This is a genomic window from Arthrobacter sp. Sr24 (assembly GCF_054511175.1).
In genome coordinates, this window is sequence record NZ_JBTNDB010000037.1 from 1 (window position 1) to 16,915 (window position 16,915).

Below are 16,915 nucleotides of genomic sequence, written 5' to 3' on the forward strand. Positions count from 1 at the left end.
ACTTTGTTGAACCTGGAGGAGGGTGACTGGCCTCCGAACCCGCGGGTTCCCGTAAGTGGTTTCGCGGGCCAGAATCGGTTTCGCGGCCCATGCGTTATTGCAGTTGCATCAGGCGTACCGGGAATAACTCGTGAGACGCCCCGGTTAAGCTAATTAGATGCAAACGCATGAACTAAGGAGTCATAATGCAGCGTACGGTAGTAGTCATTTCGGCAGGTCTCGGTATTCCCTCATCCACCCGAATGCTGGCGGATCAAATGGCCGCTGGTGTACAGTCGCGGCTGACCGAGGCTGGGTCTGAGCCCATCATTGACGTCATTGATCTGCGCGACTACGCCACCGACATCGCCAACAATATGGTCTCCGGATACGCCGGACCGGCATTGGCCGCGGTCATCAAGCGGGTAGAAGCTGCCGATGCCATGATCGCTGTGACTCCTACCTTCAGCGCATCCTATAGCGGCTTGTTCAAGTCGTTCTTCGACGTTCTGGATCCGAAATTCATTGACGGAATGCCCGTGCTGTTCGGTGCAACGGGTGGCTCATCGCGCCACTCCCTGGTGCTGGATATGGCTATCCGCCCGCTCTTTAGCTACCTACGTGCTAATACGATGCCCACCGCTATTTATGCTTCCCCTGAGGATTGGGGTGGCTCCGGCAGTAACACCCTTGAGCGCCGGATTGGGCAGGCCGCGCAGGAATTGGTGACCGTCCTGACAGGCCAGCGCGGATCCACCACAGGGACTTCGGGAGCGATCCTGATCGATCACAAAGCCAAGCGCGCCGAACGTGAGGTTTCGGATATGACGTCGCTTCCCTTTGAGGAACTGCTCGCCCAGACGCAGCGGCGCTAACGCGCATCCGTTAGAAGATGGGCTGCTCCGGTTTCACCGTGAGTGGCCGCGGATCTAGCTCGTCGAGAACCACAGAGAGCGCCGTGCGGTAAACATCAGGATGAATCTCGGGACTGGCATGTCCAGTGTGCGGGACATCGTAGATGAACCGTGGATTGTTCGGCAGCAGCGCCTCCCACCCCCGTTTGGCCATGGGCGCGTTGACGATGAAATCTTCAGGGTCATAAATGAGACCCAGCCCGGTACTTGCGGGAACGCCTCCGTCGAACTGTTGGGGAAACGACTGCAAGAAGGTGGCCTGGGTGGTGCTCAGGATCAGCGAATTGTTGTTCTGATCCAGAGATCGTGCCACCCCGCCGCGGACCGCATCGTACATTCCTTGACCGTTGGGGTTGCTCAACCCGCCCCAAAGCCCCGCGCCCAGACGTCCCAGCAGTCCGAGATACGGCACTACCTGGCCCGCAATCGAGATATATTCCTTACCCGGATCCAAGGTGTCGTCCACATTTGACGGGCTTGAACCCATCACGATGAGGCGTACCTTCACTCCAATGTCCGTCAGTAAAGAGGCAAGCACGGCGGCGGCCATCCCACCAAAACTGTCGCCGTAGAAATACACCGTATCGATCTTGCGAGCGTGGATGTCACGTTGGATAGCAATGAAGAGTTGGGCAATATCGATGCCCTCGTTGGAATAGCCAATGTAGGAGGCTGGGGCGCGCTGGTTCATGGCCGACTGCAGCGCCTCGAGTTTGCGTCCGGCGTCGCGATAGCTGACGCGGAAACCACCCAGCAAATACCATGTCCGGCCCGGAAAACGTGACGCTGCAATCTGGTTGGCTTCGTTATCCGGAGTCGAGATCCGGTACTGGCTTCGCTCAGTGAGCCGGGCGTCAAGAGCAATGTTGGCCTGGAACCCCGTAGCCAGTGCAGCTGCGCCCATGGTGAGGAAAAACTTCCGGCGTGGCATATCAGCGATCTGGCGAGCGCGCTTCTTGGCAGGGGCGGGCTGCTCGGGGGCCTCGTCGGGCCGCTTGCTGGTGTCGACTACTGTGCTTACTGTCATGGCGAATCACTATGATTCTGTCACGCTTCGAGTCACGCTTCGAGCCAACCCTAAACCCGCAAAGTTCCTAGCAAGAGAGCTGAGGTACGCGCTCTCCATGAACGTTGACTGCTGTAATAACTGATATATTTCGCGTCCTGCAGCGCTCCCGCTAGGTGAATCCTATAGGATTCAATCTATGAAGCCAAGATCAAGTCCTCACGCCGTTAGTCGCCAAGTTTTGGCTGACCACGTCTACGACGATATTTTGGAATCGCTAATGGATGGCCGGCTCATGCCCGGCGATTCGGTGAGTATTGATGGCACAGCCCGCGATCTAGAAGTTTCGCCTACGCCGGTGCGTGAAGCGTTGGCTCGCTTGGAACACACAGGGCTCGTTCAGCGAGTTGCGCTCAAGGGCTACCGAGTTGCACCCCTGTCCTCCTCCGCTGAGATGGCCCAGCTCATGGAAGCCAGGCTGGTGATTGAGCCAGTTAACACGCGGCTGGCGGGCGAGACCATGACGGAGCAGACGCTATCTGCTTTGGCACAATCCATTCATGACCTAGAAACCGCACCACGAGGTCCTTCCTTTGCGGAATTTCGGGACTATTTTGACGCAGACGAGCGCTTTCATCGGCTGATCGCGGAAAATGCGGGCAACCCATTTTTGCTCGCCGCGTACAACGCCCTCGGGGGCCAAGTGCAACGCTTCCGCCTCTTCAGTGGAGTGGGTATCACTGATGCCTCCCACGCCATCGCAGAGCATCGCGCCGTCTTCGAGGCGCTCCAGGCAGGCGACCCCGTGCGTGCGGCGGAAAAGATGACCGAGCATGTCTCCAATGTTCGTGCCCGAGCCATGGCTGACGCGCCCGAAGCGTAAGTCGCGCGGCTCCGGCGTCGCACCGCTTCGCCACTGAGAATTAGCTGGCACGCAGATCGACATTTAGTCTCATCCGCTGCAAGCGCAGCTAGGGCCACTTTGCTGCGCCCAGACGCACCCTAATTGCGTTGGAATGAGTTTTGTTGTGCCCTAAATACTCTTCATGACTGTGACGCTTGACATATCCACTTTCTTTCATAATAGTAGATCCTATAGGAAACAGGATCTATCACGAGGGAGTAAACTATGGCTTACACAGCCGAAAATTGGCCCATCACCGCGGCTCTGCTGCAGTTCTCAAACACCAACACTGCTGGCGTACACATCAATGACGCCGAGCCGAGCGCCTGGGTCGATGTATTTGCCGAAGTCAAAGATGCGGGCTTCAGCAACGCAGATTTGACGGACAGTTGGGTTCGCCCGGGGGATCTCAGCGCCTCCCGCCTGAAGGAATTCAAGGCCGCCGCAGACCACGTGGGAATCGGCGTCCCGGTCATCTCCGCTATCCGCAGCAGCGTCGTCGAAGAGGCTAACTGGGAAGCGAACCTGGCCTATAGCCACCGCACCATTGACGCCGCCGCCGCCCTCGGTTGTGAAGTTGTCTCCGTAGGACTTCACCAAGCACTCACGGCAGAGCAGCAGAAGCAGTTGTGGTTCTGGACCGTTCAGGGTCACGTGGATCCGGTGGGGGACACCGAAACCTGGAACAAGGCAGTCACTCGTCTGCGCGAACTTGGCCGGCACGCCGCTGAGCTTGGCATTCTGCTCTCCTTGGAAATGTATGAAGACACCTACTTGGGCACCGCGGATTCTTCGGTCCAGCTGGTTCAGGACATCGATTTGGCCAATGTGGGCCTGAACCCGGACATTGGCAACTTGATCCGTTTGCACCGTCCCATTGAGGACTGGCGCGAAGTGGTTGCCAAGACCCTGCCGTACTCCAACTACTGGCACGTGAAGAACTACATCCGTGATGAGAATGTGGCACGCGGGCAGTACGTGGCCATGCCGGCTCCCATGGAAAGCGGCCTGATCAGCTACCGCGAAGCGTTCAAGGTTGCCATCTCCGTTGGTTACCAGGGCATTATCTGCACCGAGCACTACGGCGGAGACGGCCTGAGCGTCACGGCTAAGAACCAGGACTACCTGCGTTCACAGATTCTGCCCAAGACCGATGGCTACGCGCTGGGCACCAGCTTGGTGGCGCAGGGACGTCAGCTTCCTGCAGCAGCAGCTTCGCTGCTCACCGTCTAAAGCATTCGTTAGGCAGCTGGTAGGAGCTGCACAAAAGATCACTAGTCCTGCCAGCTCCAACGCATCAGACTGAAGAAGGAATCATGACTCAGATATTCGACAATCCCGCTGAATTTGCTGACGACGCCCTAGACGGGTTCGTGGCCGCGAACCGGCAGTACGTTGCCAGGGTCGATGGCGGCGTGGTCCGCTCTACCGAAATGAACCAAGGGCAAGTTGCCTTGGTTGTTGGTGGCGGCTCGGGGCACTACCCAGCTTTCGCCGGCCTGGTGGGAGCCGGACTCGCAGCCGGATCGGCGTGCGGCAACATGTTCGCATCCCCTGCCGCCGGCCAGATCTACCGCGTAGCCAAGGCCGCCAGCATGAACGGTGGCGTGCTGCTCAGCTACGGCAACTACGCCGGCGATGTGTTGCACTTTGGTCAAGCCCAGGTACGCCTCAACGCCGAAGGCATCGAAACCCGCACCGTTGTGGTCACCGATGACATTGCCAGCGCTCCGCTCAATGAGTGGGAAAAGCGCCGCGGCATTGCTGGTGACCTAACAGTATTCAAGATTGCCGGCGCGGCCGCCGAGGCCGGACTGAACCTGGATGAGGTGGAGCGGCTTGCCATCAAGACCAACTACCGCACCCGCTCACTGGGAGTGGCCTTCGACGGCTGCACCTTACCCGGTGCGGATGAGGCACTGTTCCATGTTCCCGCCGGAAAGATGGCACTTGGCCTTGGCATCCACGGCGAGCCGGGCATCTCCGAACACCCCATGCCGACGGCGTCAGAGTTGGCCGAACTTCTGGTCTCGCGTTTGCTGGCTGACAAGCCGGAGAACGCCGGCACCGAGGTTGTGGCGATCGTCAACGGTCTGGGTACTGTCAAGTACGACGAGCTATTCCTTTTGTTTGGCCGGGTTGAAAAGCTCTTGAGCGATGCAGGGCTGAGCGTCATTGAGCCCGAATGCGGCGAATTGGTGACCAGCCTAGACATGTCTGGGCTGTCCCTGACACTGTTGTGGCTCGACGACGAACTCAAGAAATACTGGGGCGCACCTGCCGACACCCCCGCCTTCCGTAAGGGCAACGCAACGCCGCGCGCACAGCGCAGCGTTGCCGCCGTAGAAGCAGCGGAAGCAACACAGCTTGAAGCTCCCACACCGGCCGCAGCCACCTTGGGCCGGTACGCAGTAGGCGCAGTTTCAGCCATCCGCGATGTGGTCATGGAACATGAAGAAGCACTGGGAAACCTTGACGCCATAGCGGGCGACGGCGATCACGGTATTGGTATGCGCCGTGGTGTTGATGCGGCCAGCGTTGCAGCACGGCAGACAGCCGAACTTGCCGGTGGTGCCTCCGTTCTGGCGGTTCTCACAGCGGCTGGCGAAGCCTGGTCCGAGAAGGCCGGAGGTACGTCGGGGGCTTTGTGGGGAACGGCGTTTATTGCCGCCGCTGCGGCCTTGGGCAATAAGGAGTCTTACACCGATCAGGATGCAGGCTTGGCCGTTACAGCGTTCAGCGACGCCATCACCACCTTGGGTAAAGCTGAGCCGGGGGACAAGACCATGGTCGATGCCATCCTGCCGTTCCGGGACGTGTTCCTTGCTTCCCTGACCGCTGGGACATCAGTGCTCGATTCACTCAAAGAAGCTGCCGTAGTCGCCAAGGATGCAGCAACAGCTACGGCCAGCTTGCGCCCCCTGAAGGGCCGAGCCCGCCCCTTGGCGGAAAAGAGTGTGGGGCATCCGGACCCCGGCGCTGTTTCCTTCGGCCTGATCGTGGAGCGATTGGGTCAACACCTTGAGAACGAACTAATGGAAAGTGGGACCCGAGCATGAGCACTACCAAATCAACTGGCTTCCGGATCGTCGTTGGAAACGATGAGGCCGGGGTCGAGTACAAGAACGCCTTCCTCGCTTTACTTCAGGCAGACCCGCGCGTTGAATCCGTGCTGGACATCGGCGTCGGAGATAACGACAACCGTGCCTACCCGCATGTTGCCGTGGATGCAGCACGTAAAGTTGCTGACGGAGAAGCGGACCGGGCGCTGCTGGTGTGCGGCACCGGTCTGGGCGTCGCTATTGCAGCCAACAAGGTCCCCGGGATCCGTGCCGTCACCGCACACGACAGCTACTCAGTGGAACGCTCCGTACTGAGCAACAACGCACAGGTGCTCACCATGGGACAGCGCGTCATTGGCTTGGAATTGGCCAAGAAGCTGGTCACTGAATGGCTTTCTTACACTTTCGATGAATCCAGCGCCTCTGCTGAAAAAGTCGACGCAATTTGCTCCTACGAACCGAACTACACGAAGGCAGTCTGATCATGAGCACTACAGACAACAAAGAAAACAAAGAAAACACAGAAACAACCCCAAAGCAGCTGCAGTTCGCCGTCGTAGGCTCTGGTTACATGGGCGGCGGCATCGCCCAGGTGCTGGCCTTGGGTGGAGCTCGTGTAGCACTGGCTGATGTTTCGGCAGAGATTGCCGCAGCAAACTATGAGCGTCTGCTGGTGGAATCTGATCAGTTTGTCGCTGACGGTTTGTTCCCTGCTGGCGCCACCGAGACGCTGCGCAAGAACATGTGGGCCGCCAAGGACATTGAGGAAGCAGTCGCCAACGCGGACTTCATCGAAGAAGCCGTCCCGGAAGTCATTGCCATCAAGCATGCAACTCTGGCTCGCATCAGCGCCGCCGCCCGCCCGGACGCCATCATTGGCTCCAACACCTCCACCATCTCCATCGCCGATCTGGCCGAGCCTGTGGTCAACCCGGAGCGTTTCTTGGGTGTTCACTTCTCCAACCCGTCCCCATTCATCCCGGGCGTGGAGATCATCCCTCACGCTGAAACCTCGGCAGCCACGGTGGGCGCAGCCCGCGACATGGTCCACTCCACGGGCAAGCAGACCGCTGTCGTCAAGGATGTCACCGGTTTCGTTTTGAATCGTCTCCAGTACGCGCTGTTCCACGAAGCTGCCACCTTGGTGGAGCAGGGTATTGCCACCGCGGACGACGTCGATACTCTAGTCCGCACGACCTTCGGCTTCCGCTTGCCTTTCTTTGGGCCCTTTGCGATTGCGGACATGGCCGGCCTGGATGTTTACGACTTCTGCTACAAGTCCTTGCAGACCGGATTCCCTGAGCGTTTTGCCACCCCAAAGATCCTTAGCGACCTGGTTGCAGCTGGCAAATTGGGTACCAAGACCGGCTCCGGATTCCTGGATGTCCCCTCCGAAAAGACAGCAGAGCTCATCGCATACCGCAACAAGGCTTATGTGGCCATGTCAGCGTTGCTCGAAGATCTCGGCCCGGCTCCCATCCACTAAAACTGCTGAGCCAACCCACATTCTTAGGAGAAACTATGCCCAAAATCGCTGGAGCATTCCCCACTGAACGCACCGTCATTATCACCGGAGCCGTCTCTGAGCGCGGCATTGGCAGGGCAACTGCCAACTACCTGGCCGAGCGTGGCTGGAACATTGGCATCATCGATCTAGACGATGCCGCCTGCAAGTCAGTAGCTGCAACAGTGGCCGCTGAATTCGGTGTCAAGGCCCACGGCGTCGGCGCCAATATTGGCGACGAGGCTTCTGTTCGCCAGGCCATTGACAAGCTGGAAACGGAACTGCCGCAGATCGTGGCCCTGGCCAACGTTGCAGGCGTCAGCTCGCCCGTCGGGTACTTGGAAGTCACCCCCGAAGAGTGGAATCGCGTGCTGAACATCAATCTCAACGGTGTTCACTATGCAACCCGCCGCGTGGCTGAGTCCATGGTGAAGAACCGCATGGGCCGGATTGTGAACATCTCTTCCATCTCGGCACAGCGCGGCGGCGGTACCTTCTCCAAGACTGCCTACTCTGTAGCCAAAGCCGGCGTCATTGGTTTGACCCGGTCCACAGCACGCGAGCTGGGCCCCTTCGATATCACGGTCAACGCCATCTCTCCTGGCCCCATTGACACCGACATCATGGGCGGCAAGCTCTCAGAAGATCGTAAGGACGAACTGGTCAAAGATCTGGTTGTCAACCGTGTGGGAACCACCCGGGACGTCGCAGCAGCTATCCACTTTTTGATCAGCGAGGACACCGGATACATCTCCGGCCAAACGCTGAATGTGGATGGCGGACTGTACATGCACTAGGAGCTGTGATGAACCACCAGAATTCCGTCAAGTGGACCTTGGCACGCAAGTTGTACCTAGTAGTGGGGATCGTCATCTGCGGCGTTGCCATCGTCTTGATGACCTACCCGCGCTGACCCAGCCCATCAGCAATCATTCTTGAAAATTTTGACTCGACGAGGAGTTCCTATGGCAGTTTCACCCACGCAGGAAAAGAAGGCACTGGAGTCTCCAGCGCTGAAGTCTGCAATAAAAAAGGCCACCTACCGGCTGATGCCGATGCTGGTCATCCTCTACATTGTGGCCTTCTTGGACCGCACCAACGTTGGCTTCGCAGAAGCCGCGCTAGAAATGGACCGCGGCATCACTGCCGGAGCGTACGCTCTCGGTGCCGGTATTTTCTTTATCGGTTACGCAATCTTTGAAATTCCCAGCAACTTGATGATGAAGAAAGTGGGAGCCAAATTCTGGCTGGCACGTATCGCCATTACTTGGGGTATTGTCTCGGCCTGCTTTGCCTTTGTTCAGGGCGATACCTCCTTCATCATCTTGCGCTTCTTGCTCGGTGTGACAGAAGCCGGTCTGTTCCCCGGTGTCATCATGTACTTGGCAGAATGGTTCCCCAACAAGCACCGCGTGAAGATGTTCGCCATCTTCTACCTGGCACAGCCCTTCTCTCAGGTCATTGGTTCCCCGCTCTCCGGCTGGCTCATCAACATTGGTGACCAGGTCCCTGGCGTGCACGGCTGGCAGGTCATGTTCTTCGTTGAAGGTTCCATGGCCGTAGTTGCCGGTATCTTCGCCTTCTTCCTCCTCATTGACAACCCCCAAAAGGCCAAATGGCTCAGTCAAGAGGAGAAGAACGCGCTCACCTCAGCAATGGAGCAAGAAGACGGCATCAAGAAAGAAAGTGGTCCCTCTGGTGTCAGGGCTGCGCTCACTAACGGCCGCGTCTGGTACTTCACCATCATTTACTTCTGCCTGCAGATCGCTGTTTATGGTGTGACTTTCTACCTGCCTCAGCAAGTGGCACAGCTGACCGGCCAAAAGGTTGGCCTGACCGTTGGCCTCCTGGCAGCCGTGCCGTGGTTCTTCGGCATGTTCGCCTGCATCATTGTGGGCCGCTACGCCACCACGGTGATCCGACGCCGGGTACTGGCTACATGGCTGTTTGTCTCCACCGGCCTGTGCATCATTGGTTCGGCCTGGGCCGGCGCCAACAGCCTCCCGGCATTGGGCATCATCTTTATCACGCTGGCTGTGTGCAGCTTCTTGGCTATTGGTCCTATCCTGTGGTCTTACCCCACGGCGTTCCTCACCGGAACAGCAGCCGCCGCAGGAATTGGGCTGATCAACTCCCTCGGTAACTTGGGTGGCTTTGTGGCACCGATCATGCGCACCAACATCAATGAAACCTTCGCCTCCGAATCCGGTGCCATGGGCATTGTGGCGCTAGGCATTCTGCCCTTCGTGGCTGCGGTCATGATGTGGGGCAGCCGCCGTTTCAAGGCCAAGGCTGATGATCTGCTCGAGAAGTAAAACGCACCACCACGCAGCAATTGGTTAGTGAAAGTAGAAATATCGTGACACAGCACAGCGCAGCAGACACCTTCCCCGCAGCAATAGCGGCACCCCTCTATATAGGTGTCAGTACAAAAATGTATATGGGGTACGCAGACAGCTTGCGCTGGTTGCAGCAATTGCGTCATGAAGTGGACACCCGCCCGGCTCTGGCAGCTGGGCGGGTGGTCCCGTTTGTGATCCCATCCTTTCCCGTACTGCCGGCAGCAGCGCAGATCATTGCGGGCTCGCCGTTGGTTTTGGGTGCGCAGAACTCCGGCTGGGCTGATGGCCCGTGGACAGGTGAAGTGGCGCCGTCAATGCTCGCCGAGCTGGGCGTTACCTTGGTCGAGCTGGGGCATGCCGAGCGGCGTAAGTACTTTCATGAAGACAACGCCATGGTGGCTCAAAAAACAGCAGCAGCGTGGGCTGCGGGCATGACACCGTTGCTGTGCGTGGGCGAGCTGGAGCAGGCGCAGGCGGCTGATGCTGCCCAGGTTGTCTACGAGCAGATCGGCGCGGCGATAGGGGAGTGGCACAGTGCCGGGCCCTTGGTCATTGCCTACGAGCCAGTATGGGCCATTGGTGCGCCGGAACCGGCTAACCCGGTGTACATTTCCGCGGTGGTTCAGGCCCTGCGAGACCTCCTGTGTGAGCATCAGCTACATGAGTTGCCCATCATTTATGGTGGCTCGGCCAAACCCGGTCTCTTGCCTGAGCTCATCGGTGTCTCCGGACTCTTCCTAGGGCGGTTTGCCCACGATGCCCGCAACTTTGGAGCGGTGCTTGATGAGGCTTTGGCAGCCCAACACAGGGCCGTTGAGGTCCACTAGACTGTGGGTGTGAATACCAAGCCGCACAACCCGCACAGTGACGATCCGGTTTCGCTCACGTCTGGGACTACATCCGGGCGTCTGTACTCCGGGTTGCTGTCATCTGAGCGGGCCCAGGAACGGTATGTAAAGTTCATTGACGCCGGGATCGAAGTATTCGGCACCATGGGCTATTCCGGGGCAAAAATCAAGACCTTGTGCCAAAGGGCAGGTCTGAGTGAGCGCTACTTTTATGAGTCCTTTGATTCCCGCGAACACTTGCTCACCTGCGTTTATGAGACGGTGTCCGCTAACTTGATGCAACAGGTGACGGCAGCCTTGTCGGACACTTCGGTGAAAGCTGAAGATGCCATCCGGGCCGCCTTGGCCACAGTGGTCAATTTTATGCTGAGCGATCCCCGCCACGCGCAAGTGATTCTCGTGGAAATCGTGGGGATTTCTGATGAGCTGGAAGCAAAACGACATCAGGCGATGACTAATTTTGCCGGCCAATCCATGGGTGCTCTGCTGATCCTGGGTGGAGTCAAAGCGTCCGTGGTCAAAGAGGTACTCGGTGGTGGGCTGGGCGGTCTCGGCGGCGGTCCCACTACCCCGGGCGGCAATGCTGGAGCGCGCTCGCAGGCTGTTGACCCGAGCCATCCGCTCGCCGAGGCCTTGGAATTTGCGCGGTTGACGTCCATCTCCATGGTCGGTGGGGTCAACAATATGCTTCTGGATGCCGTCATTGGCGGAACCACTTGGAATTCAGAGCGCATCATCGAGGTCTCCTACCAGTTGATATATAACGCTTCATCTGGGATCAGGGCACTAGCCGGCGCTGATCTGGCAGCTGCTGCTCCGAAAGCACCCCCCTCCTCGTAACTCTTGGTTGCTTCGAGGCGAAGTGACACGATGGGGTCATGTCATTTCCTGAACTCTTTGCCGGTTATTGGTGGCTACTCTTCCCTTTGGGAGGCATGGCGGCCGGTGGTTTCAAAGCCCTATTCGCATCCCGCGAACGTGCCCAGGACCGCGCCCACCAACGCGAGATTGAGATGTACAAACTCCAGCACCCGGAAGCGGCGGCACTGGATGATTCTTCCCGGCCGCAACCGTTAGTCGATGCCCTCAGCCTGGCCAAAGACGGCTATTCGGACGCTGACGTTGCTAAGGTCAAGGCCGAACATGACTCCGTTAACAAACGGTGGCTCAGCTATGAGCTCGATGTCGGTAAGCTGATCGATTTCCCCATGATGAGCGATGTTCGTGAGCCGCTGACCGTTGCGTTCTTACGTGCCAAGCGCGACGCCGATGCCCTCCGCCCGCTCGAAGGCGAGGACGTCACTGCCAAGAGCCGTTGGGACGATTACCGAAACGCCGTCAACGCTTTCGCTGTGGCCTTTGATATTGCGGAAAAAGAAGCACACCGGATCAAGGACACCGCTTTCAGTGATGGGGAACGGGCACGCCTGAACACCGCGCGCAAACTGGTCAACATTGCCGAGGACAACGCCGCCAGCCCCGCCGAGCGCCAGACCGCCTACAAGCGGGCCCGCAAGGAACTCGACGGCCTGATTGTTTTGCCCTCCGTCACCATCGCCTCGCTAGAGCAAAAAGTGGCGCGCATGCTGGACGGCACAGCAGGCTAATCGAGGCCGCACACGTATCTCCGCAGTTACCCACGCTGCCGCTGCACCTGCCACCTGCCCAAAGTCACTAAGGATCCTAAACTGTGAATGCCCCGAGCCCCGCCTCCACACTGGCTGCCAAGCAGAGCGCCAACCTAAGCAAGGACCTAGCCGAGAACCCTTACAAAAGTGTCATGGATCTGGAGATTCCAGGTCCTGGCACAGGCGGGATTTCTCCGCGTGCCCACGTGGACAGCGGCCTGCCCACCCTTTCGCTCAATGGCGATTGGCGTTTCCACTTTGCTCCAACGCTGGCTGTGGCCCCTCTAGGGATTGAGCTGGAGACGTTCGACGACGGAGCCTGGGATACGCTGCCCGTTCCGTCGTCCTGGAATTTCCATGGCTACGGTGCCCCGGCCTATACCAATGTCCAGTTCCCCTTTCCTCTGGATCCTCCGTTTATGCCCGATGCGAATCCGGTGGGGGATCACCGGCGGACCTTCCATGCCGCGCCTGAATTCATGGACGGCGCCATTTTGCGTTTTGATGGGATCGATAACGCTGGAACTGTCTGGCTCAATGGCGAGCTGCTGGGCACCACCCGCGGGTCCAAGCTGGTGCAAGAGTTTGACGTCAGCGAAGCTTTACGGGCCGGGGAGAACTTGCTGGTGGTGAGGGTTTCACAATTCAGTGCATCCAGTTACCTCGAGGATCAAGACGCTTGGTGGTTACCGGGCATCTTCCGCGATGTGACCTTGTTGGCCCAGCCCTCCGGAGCCATTCGGGATGTGTTCGTACATGCAGGATTCACCCCGGATGAATCGGGCGCAGGAACGGGCGTGGGAATTGGAATGGGAACTGGTACCGGCACCTTGCGCGTGGAATTGGACCCACCGCTGCCGGGAACTGTGGTGGAGATTGCCCAACTGGGCGTCTCTGAAATCCTGGACTTCGGCACGGCAGAAAAGACCGAAACCAGCGGCTGCACTGCCAGCACCACAGCTGACAGCTCCACAGCTGCCGGTGCCGCCGGGACGTCGCAGATTCTTCGCGTAGGCGCTGTGGAACCGTGGAGCGCTGAATCGCCTACCCTGTACCAAGTCCGGATCACCACACCAGTGCAAATCCTCCACCTGAAGGTGGGTTTCCGGAGCATCACGGTTGAGGATGCGCAGATAAAGCTCAACGGCAAGCCACTGCTCTTTAGGGGTGTCAACCGTCACGAACACAACCCGGATTTGGGCCGCGCTGTCCCGCAGGAGCAGGTGCTGCGTGAACTGCGGCTGATGAAGCAGCACAATATCAACGCCATCCGCACCGCCCACTACGCCCCTCATCCGTTCTTGCTGCACGCCGCCGATCAGCTGGGTTTCTACATCATCGATGAGTGCGACTACGAAACCCACGGTTTTGAGGACGGCGATTGGGTTGGGAATCCCAGCGCCGAACCCCAGTACCGGGACGCGCTGCTGGATCGGATGGCGCGCTTGGTGGAGCGGGACAAGAACCACCCTTCGGTCATCATGTGGTCGCTGGGTAATGAAGCTGGCAAGGGAGCCAACCTCGAGGCCATGGCGGCGTGGACCAAACAACGCGATCCCGAACGGTTGGTCCACTACGAGGGCGATTGGGCCAGCCCCTACGTGGATGTCTATTCGCGCATGTGCGCCTCACCGGAAGAAGTGGAGTTGATCGGCCGCCAGCAGGAGGAACCTCTGGCGGACGCGCAGCAAGATCGTCACCGGCGGAACTTGCCGTTCATCCTGTGCGAATATGTCCATGCCATGGGCAACGGGCCCGGCGGGCTGGCGGAATACCAAGACCTCTTCGATCAGTACCCGCGCCTGCAGGGCGGATTCGTGTGGGAATGGATGGAACACGGCATCCGCCAGCACACCTTGGATGGCGAAGCCTACTTTGGCTACGGCGGCGACTTTGGTGAAAAAGTCCACGACGGTAACTTCGTCATTGACGGGCTGGTCTCGGCAGATCTGGAGCCTCGTCCGGGACTACTGGACTTCAAAAAAGTGGTGGAACCTCTGGCGCTGACCATCGATCAGCAGTGGCAGTCGCTGAGCGTACGCAACAAGTACGACTTCCTTGACACCGCGCACCTGGCCTTCACATGGAGCGTCGAGGGGCCTGCTGGTCGAGAGGCGCAGGGCACGCTGGAGGTGCCGGTGACAGCGGCAGGTGCGCAGTCCGACGTCGTACTTCCTGCGGAATTGAGCGCACAGTGTGGGGAACAACGGGTGCTTTTGATCAGTGCCGTGCTCGCCGCCGATGAGCCGTGGGCGCCGGCCGGGCACCAGATCGCGTGGGCGCAACAAGGGCAGGCGGCCGCGCCTATTCCGGAGGTAATCGGCGCTGCTGAGGCCGTGGTGGAGGGCCGGAATGTGCATTTTGGCCCAGCCATTTTTAGCCTCGACACGGGGGAGCTGAGCGCGTTCAAGGGCGTGCCGATCAATGGCCCGCGGCTGAACCTGTGGCGCGCGCCGACCGACAACGACCACGGGAAAAATTGGGATCTGCCGGGCAATCCGCGCGATGCCGACACGTGGGTTGCTGCCGGGCTGCCGCTGCTGGAGGGGCGTCTGCAATCGATGACGCACGACGCCGGGAGGCTGGCTGTGCAGGTGCGCTACGGTGTTCCGGTGCTCCGGCAGCACGTGGATGTTGAGTATGTGTGGCGCACCGACGGGGCCCGTTTGGAACTGGCTGCGAGCGTGGAGCCGGGGCCCGGATGGGGAACAAATTGGCCGCGCGTGGGCTTTGACTTTGAGTTGCCCGGCGAATTCTCGCAGGCCTCCTGGACGGGGTTCGGACCGGGGCAAAAGTACCCCGATACGGGGATGGCCGCGCAGCTGGGTTGGTTCAGTGCCTCCATGGAGGAACTTCAGGTGCCGTATGTGCGCCCTCAGGAGAATGGTGCGCGGGCGGGAGTTTCCTGCGTGGCGTTGGAGGCGCCCCTTGATGGGAAGAAGATCATCTTCCAGAGTGATTCGATGTGGTTTACGCTGCGCCCGTGGTCCCAAGAAGTGCTCACAGCGGCCAAGCACACCCCGGATCTGGTGGCCGATGGCATCGGCTATTTGACGCTGGATGCTGCGGTGCAGGGGATAGGTACGGCGTCGTGCGGGCCCGGGGTGCTGCCGGCGTACCAGTTGGCACCGGCTCCCCTGACTTTCCGAACAGTGCTGTCCTAAAAGTAGTCGGGTGGCCGTGCAGGTAAGCTGAAAATCGACCTAAGGATGCACCATGACACGAACAATAATTATCACAGGCGCCAGCGACGGGATCGGGGCGGCCGCAGCAAGAATGCTGGCCTATCCCGGCGACACCTTGGTATTGGTAGGGCGCTCGCAGGTGAAAACACGAGCCATCGCACAGGAACTCGACGCAGATTATTTTCTGTGTGACTTCACTGAGTTGGCCCAAGTGCGTGCGTTGGCGGCCACCCTGGCGCAGAAGTATCCCCAGATTGACGTCTTGGCCAACAATGCCGGTGGCGTCATGGCGGCGCGGGAAGAAACCGTGGACGGGCACGAAAAGACGTTCCAGGTGAACCATCTTGCACCCTTCCTGCTCACCACGTTGCTGATGGATAATTTAGTGGCCAGCCGGGCAACAATCATCAATACCTCAAGTGCCGCCCACAAAATCATGGCCAAATTCGACATTGACGATCTGGACGCGCGCAAACGCTACAGCTCCACCAAGGCCTATGGGAACGCCAAACTCGCGAACATCCTGTTCACTAAGGAACTGCAGCGGCGTTACGGGGATCAGGGCATTAACGCGGCGGCCTTCCATCCGGGGGTGGTGGGTACCAATTTTGCTGCCGAATCAACACCCTTGATGAAGTTTGGCTATGGGCCCCTGACCAACCGCCTGCTGCTCTCCCCGGCACAAGGCGCGGACACGTTGCTGTGGCTGGCCACCACGGTTCCCGGCGTTGTGTGGATGCCGGGGGAGTACTACGTCAAACGCAAACCAGCAAGGACGAGCCGCCAAGCGCAGGATCCGGCGTTGGCTGTGCAATTGTGGGAGGACAGTGCTGCCATGGTGGCGGCAGGCTAGGTCCTGCTTAGTGCTGGAGGCTAACGCTCACTTAGTGCTGCAGATGCCCGCCGGTGTATACGCCTTCGGCTAGTTGCTGGGCAAGCCAGGGGCTGAAGGCGAAGGGAGTGGCTGCTACGGCTTCTTCAACGTCCACCACATCGGCCCAAGCCCAGTCGCAGACTTCGGCGGGGTTGGGCGCGATGGTGGCGTCTTCTGCGTCGGCAGCGTCTGCATCAGCGTCGGCGTCTGGGTCGGCGTCAGAAGGGAGCACGCCGTCGAACACGGCGGTGAAGACGGGGCAGATTTCATTTTCCACAATGCCAGAGGCGTCGACGGCGCGGTAGCGGAAATCAGGAAGGGCCGGTTGAATATCGGTGACCCTGATGTTCAGTTCCATGGCAGCGCGGCGGATGATTGCGTCTTGGAAGGATTCCCCGGGCGCTGGGTGGCCGCAGAAGGAATTGGTCCAGACGCCTGGCCACGTCAGTTTTGACAGTGCCCGGCGGGTCAGCAGGGTGCGGCCGGCAGCGTCCATAAGGTGGCAGGAAAACGCCAGATGCAGGGGGGTGTCGGTGGTGTGGACCAGCGCCTTGTTGGCGGTTCCGATCTCATTTCCTTGCTCGTCTAGTAACCTGACCAGCTCAATATTTTGACCCATGATGGGGATCCGCTCCTTCTGCTCGCAGTATTTTTAGCACGGTCGGTACG

15 protein-coding genes are annotated in these 16,915 nt (G+C 59.2%); 13 read left to right on the forward strand and 2 right to left on the reverse strand.

Going from position 1 to position 16,915, the window contains the following annotated elements; translation table 11 throughout:
* Positions 1–185 precede the first annotated feature (185 nt).
* Positions 186–854, forward strand: coding sequence for an FMN reductase (locus ACX80D_RS16710; RefSeq protein WP_459323995.1), 669 nt, complete (start codon positions 186–188; stop codon positions 852–854).
* A gap of 10 nt (positions 855–864) precedes the next feature.
* Here ACX80D_RS16710 and ACX80D_RS16715 read toward each other — a convergent pair whose 3' ends face one another.
* Positions 865–1,920, reverse strand: coding sequence for a hypothetical protein (locus ACX80D_RS16715; RefSeq protein ID WP_459323996.1), 1,056 nt, complete (start codon positions 1,918–1,920; stop codon positions 865–867).
* A 178-nt stretch (positions 1,921–2,098) separates the two neighbouring features.
* On the opposite strand from ACX80D_RS16715, the gene ACX80D_RS16720 reads away from it, so the two are divergent.
* The 12 genes from ACX80D_RS16720 to ACX80D_RS16775 all read left to right on the forward strand — a co-directional run bounded on the left by ACX80D_RS16720 (position 2,099) and on the right by ACX80D_RS16775 (position 16,225).
* Entirely contained in the window at positions 2,099–2,782 is a 684-nt protein-coding gene (locus ACX80D_RS16720; protein ID WP_459323997.1) for a GntR family transcriptional regulator, read from the forward strand.
* Positions 2,783–3,028: 246 nt separating this feature from the next.
* A complete protein-coding gene (locus ACX80D_RS16725) occupies positions 3,029–4,036 on the forward strand; it encodes a sugar phosphate isomerase/epimerase family protein (RefSeq protein ID WP_459323998.1) in 1,008 nt (335 codons plus the stop codon).
* An 83-nt stretch (positions 4,037–4,119) separates the two neighbouring features.
* Positions 4,120–5,862, forward strand: a complete 1,743-nt coding sequence (locus ACX80D_RS16730; RefSeq protein WP_459323999.1) for a dihydroxyacetone kinase family protein — start codon at positions 4,120–4,122, stop codon at positions 5,860–5,862.
* Positions 5,859–6,347, forward strand: coding sequence for a ribose-5-phosphate isomerase (locus ACX80D_RS16735; protein ID WP_459324000.1), 489 nt, complete (start codon positions 5,859–5,861; stop codon positions 6,345–6,347). The genes ACX80D_RS16730 and ACX80D_RS16735 overlap by 4 nt, the downstream gene beginning before the upstream one ends.
* Before the next feature lie 2 nt (positions 6,348–6,349).
* Positions 6,350–7,351, forward strand: a complete 1,002-nt coding sequence (locus tag ACX80D_RS16740; RefSeq protein WP_459324001.1) for a 3-hydroxyacyl-CoA dehydrogenase family protein — start codon at positions 6,350–6,352, stop codon at positions 7,349–7,351.
* 35 nt (positions 7,352–7,386) lie between these two features.
* Positions 7,387–8,166, forward strand: a complete 780-nt coding sequence (locus ACX80D_RS16745) for an SDR family NAD(P)-dependent oxidoreductase (protein ID WP_459324002.1) — start codon at positions 7,387–7,389, stop codon at positions 8,164–8,166.
* Between the two features lie 168 nt (positions 8,167–8,334).
* Complete coding sequence (locus tag ACX80D_RS16750; RefSeq protein ID WP_459324003.1) at positions 8,335–9,684, forward strand: MFS transporter; 1,350 nt, start codon at positions 8,335–8,337, stop codon at positions 9,682–9,684.
* Between the two features lie 119 nt (positions 9,685–9,803).
* Positions 9,804–10,538 (forward strand): triose-phosphate isomerase family protein, encoded by a 735-nt coding sequence (locus ACX80D_RS16755; RefSeq protein ID WP_459324014.1) that lies wholly within the window; start codon positions 9,804–9,806, stop codon positions 10,536–10,538.
* A 9-nt stretch (positions 10,539–10,547) separates the two neighbouring features.
* The gene (locus ACX80D_RS16760) at positions 10,548–11,399 is read left to right on the forward strand and encodes a TetR/AcrR family transcriptional regulator (RefSeq protein ID WP_459324004.1); all 852 of its coding nucleotides are present in this window, start codon (positions 10,548–10,550) and stop codon (positions 11,397–11,399) included.
* Positions 11,400–11,437: 38 nt separating this feature from the next.
* The gene (locus ACX80D_RS16765; protein ID WP_459324005.1) at positions 11,438–12,166 is read left to right on the forward strand and encodes a hypothetical protein; all 729 of its coding nucleotides are present in this window, start codon (positions 11,438–11,440) and stop codon (positions 12,164–12,166) included.
* Positions 12,167–12,249: 83 nt separating this feature from the next.
* Complete coding sequence (locus ACX80D_RS16770; protein WP_459324006.1) at positions 12,250–15,351, forward strand: glycoside hydrolase family 2 TIM barrel-domain containing protein; 3,102 nt, start codon at positions 12,250–12,252, stop codon at positions 15,349–15,351.
* A gap of 52 nt (positions 15,352–15,403) precedes the next feature.
* On the forward strand, positions 15,404–16,225 hold the full coding sequence (locus tag ACX80D_RS16775) for an SDR family NAD(P)-dependent oxidoreductase (RefSeq protein WP_459324007.1): 822 nt from the start codon (positions 15,404–15,406) through the stop codon (positions 16,223–16,225).
* Positions 16,226–16,256: 31 nt separating this feature from the next.
* Here ACX80D_RS16775 and idi read toward each other — a convergent pair whose 3' ends face one another.
* Positions 16,257–16,865, reverse strand: coding sequence for an isopentenyl-diphosphate Delta-isomerase (idi, locus tag ACX80D_RS16780; RefSeq protein WP_459324008.1), 609 nt, complete (start codon positions 16,863–16,865; stop codon positions 16,257–16,259).
* Positions 16,866–16,915: the final 50 nt, after the last annotated feature.